Source organism: Mesorhizobium sp. M7D.F.Ca.US.004.03.1.1 (assembly GCF_003998635.1).
Lineage (GTDB): Bacteria > Pseudomonadota > Alphaproteobacteria > Rhizobiales > Rhizobiaceae > Mesorhizobium > Mesorhizobium loti.
This window is the reverse complement of sequence record NZ_RZQG01000838.1, coordinates 1-2,574: the sequence shown is the minus strand read 5'-3', so window position 1 is coordinate 2,574 and position 2,574 is coordinate 1. Positions and strand designations below refer to the sequence as shown.

At 62.6% G+C, this 2,574-nt stretch carries 4 protein-coding genes; all 4 read right to left on the bottom strand.

The features are described from left to right. On the bottom strand, positions 1-537 hold a 537-nt coding region (locus tag EN935_RS30670; protein ID WP_164771474.1), incomplete at its 3' end, for a phosphotransferase. Positions 538-542: 5 nt separating this feature from the next. Further along, positions 543-1,469, bottom strand: a complete 927-nt coding sequence (gene era / locus EN935_RS30665; RefSeq protein ID WP_126068544.1) for a GTPase Era — start codon at positions 1,467-1,469, stop codon at positions 543-545. Next, a complete protein-coding gene (gene rnc, locus EN935_RS30660) occupies positions 1,466-2,221 on the bottom strand; it encodes a ribonuclease III (RefSeq protein ID WP_127265622.1) in 756 nt (251 codons plus the stop codon). The genes era and rnc overlap by 4 nt, the downstream gene beginning before the upstream one ends. Further along, the coding region (gene lepB / locus EN935_RS30655) for a signal peptidase I (protein ID WP_127373946.1) at positions 2,221-2,574 on the bottom strand (354 nt) is incomplete at its 5' end. The genes rnc and lepB, both read right to left, overlap by 1 nt.

Sequence of the window (2,574 nt, the reverse complement as noted above, 5' to 3'; positions counted from 1 at the left end):
TTCCCACACCGCGCTGGCGGCGTCCGTATCGATCTTGCCGTCGAGGGCTGCGATCGCTTGCCGGGCTTCGCCATCGTAGACGCTCAGTGGTCCGCCGCGAAAGAAATTGTGCTGTCCCGGCGCCGGTCCCCCTGTCGCATCGATCCGCTGCAAGGCGACCAGGAACGCGGCAAGGTCGGTCGCAAATTGCGACAGGCTGGCGATCCGATCGCGCTTTGCCGTCTCGCCTTCGATCCAGCCATAAACTGACCAAGGCCAGGGATAGGTTCCACCCGGCACTCCCATCGCCAGTGGCACGGGGATCGGCAGCGGCAGCAGCGGCGCCAGCCTTGGCAGCCAGCGATGCTCCTTTTCCACTTGCAGGGAATAGGCTGCCGCGCTCGGCAACCGCACGGTCATCTCGTCGCGGAGATGAAAAGTCCTGTTGTCCCAGCCGCCAAATTCAACCGGCCTGACCGCAAGATTCTTCCAGCGGGGAAACTGCGTGGCGATCAGCCGGCTGACAAGCGCCGTGTCGATGCTCGGCTTGCTGTCCATAGGCCCTAGCGCGGGAACTCAAGCCCCATTTCGCGGTAGCGCTCGGGGTCGTCGCCCCAGTTCTCGCGCACCTTCACGAACAGGAACAGGTGCACCTTCTGTTCGAGGATGCCTGCTATCTCCATGCGCGCCGCCTGGCCGATGGCGCGGATGGTCTCGCCCTTGTGGCCGAGCACGATCTTCTTCTGGCTGTCGCGCTCGACATAGATGGTCTGGTCGATGCGCACCGAGCCATCCGGCTTCTCTTCCCATTTCTCGGTCTCGATATGGGAAGAATAGGGCAGTTCCTGATGAAGCCTGAGATAAAGCTTCTCGCGGGTGATCTCGGCGGCGAGCTGGCGCATCGGCAGGTCCGAGATCTGGTCTTCCGGGTAGTACCAGGGGCCGGCCGGCAGAGCCTCGGCCAGATAATCGAGAACGTCCTTGCAGCCGGAACCGGTCAGCGCCGAAACCATGAAGGTACGCTTGAACGGCACCCTTTCGTTCGCTGCCGCCGACAAAGCCAGCAGCGCCTCGTGCTTGACCCGGTCGACCTTGTTGAGGATCAGCACCATCGGCTGGCGCACATCCTTCAGTCGCTCGAGAATGGCGTCGGCGTCGCCCCTGATGCCGCGCTCGGCGTCGATCAAAAGCAGCACGATATCGGCATCCTTGGCACCGCCCCAGGCGGTGGTCACCATCGCCGTGTCGAGCCGCCGCTTGGGCTTGAAGATGCCGGGCGTGTCGACGAAAACGATCTGCGCATTGTCATGCGTTGCGATGCCGCGCACTATGGCGCGGGTCGTCTGCACCTTGTGCGTGACGATCGACACCTTGGCGCCGACCAGCTGGTTGACCAGCGTCGACTTGCCCGCATTGGGCGCGCCGATCAGCGCGACGAAGCCGGAATGCGTGGGGGCAGCTTCCGTTGCCGGCTCTTCGGTGGCGGTCATGCCGCGCTCCCTTCATTAGGGCGCCGCGCGCCCTCCGATTTTTGGGTCGATGTATCGACCCAGACGCCTTCGCGCAAAAGAAATGCCGAAGCCGCCGCTTCTTCCGCGGCCCTGCGGGAGCCGCCAGTGCCGCTTATCGGCGCAAAGCCGCGGACCTGCAAGGACACCGTGAAGACAGGCTGGTGGTCCGGGCCTTCGCGCTTTTCGATCACATATTCGGGGCGCGCATCGCTGGTCTTGGCAATCCATTCCTGCAAATCGGATTTCGGATTGAGCGGCTTTGCCACGACCGTGCGCGAGCGCGGCTCCCAGTAACGCAGGACAAACCGCCGCGCGGCGTCGATGCCACCGTCAACATAAACCGCCGCGATCAGAGCTTCGACCGCATCCGCCAGATAGTTTCCGCCCGAGCCACGCGACCGCATCTTCAAGGCAGCGTCAGCCCGAACCAGATCCTCGAGCTGCATTTCGATACCGATCTCGGAGCATGTCCGCGCATCCACCAGCGCGTTGAAGCGTGGCGCGATCTCACCCTCCGGCGCGTCGGGAAATTTCTCGAAAAGCATGTCGGCGACGACAAGCCCAAGCACGCGGTCGCCAAGGAATTCGAGGCGCTGATTGTTGCTGGCCGCCTTGACCGCACTGGAATGCGTCAAGGCGGTCTCAAGCAAGCGCAGATCTGTGAAGACATGGCCGGTCTTGGCCTTCACCAAACCGGCCAGTGTTTCGCCTGTCGGGCGCTTCAAAGCCATCAATTGACGAAGTGGAACAGGCGCGAAGCGCGCATCAGCGACGGCCATTTCCAGATTTCGAGCGGGCTCGCCTTGCCGGCGATCGAGAAGAAAACAAGATTGGCGCGGCCAACCAGATTTTCCTCGGGAACGTAGCCGACGGTGAAACGGCTGTCGGCGGAATTGTCCCTGTTGTCGCCCATCATGAAATAGTGGCCAGGCGGCACGTCGAATTCGCGCGTGTTGTCGCCGATCGAGTTCGAATTCAAGTCGAGCGTGTCGTAGCTGACGCCGTTGGGCAGGGTTTCGCGATAGACGTCAATCGGGCGCGATTCCTCGGTGATGTCGGGATTGTCGATCTGGCCGGTCTTCAC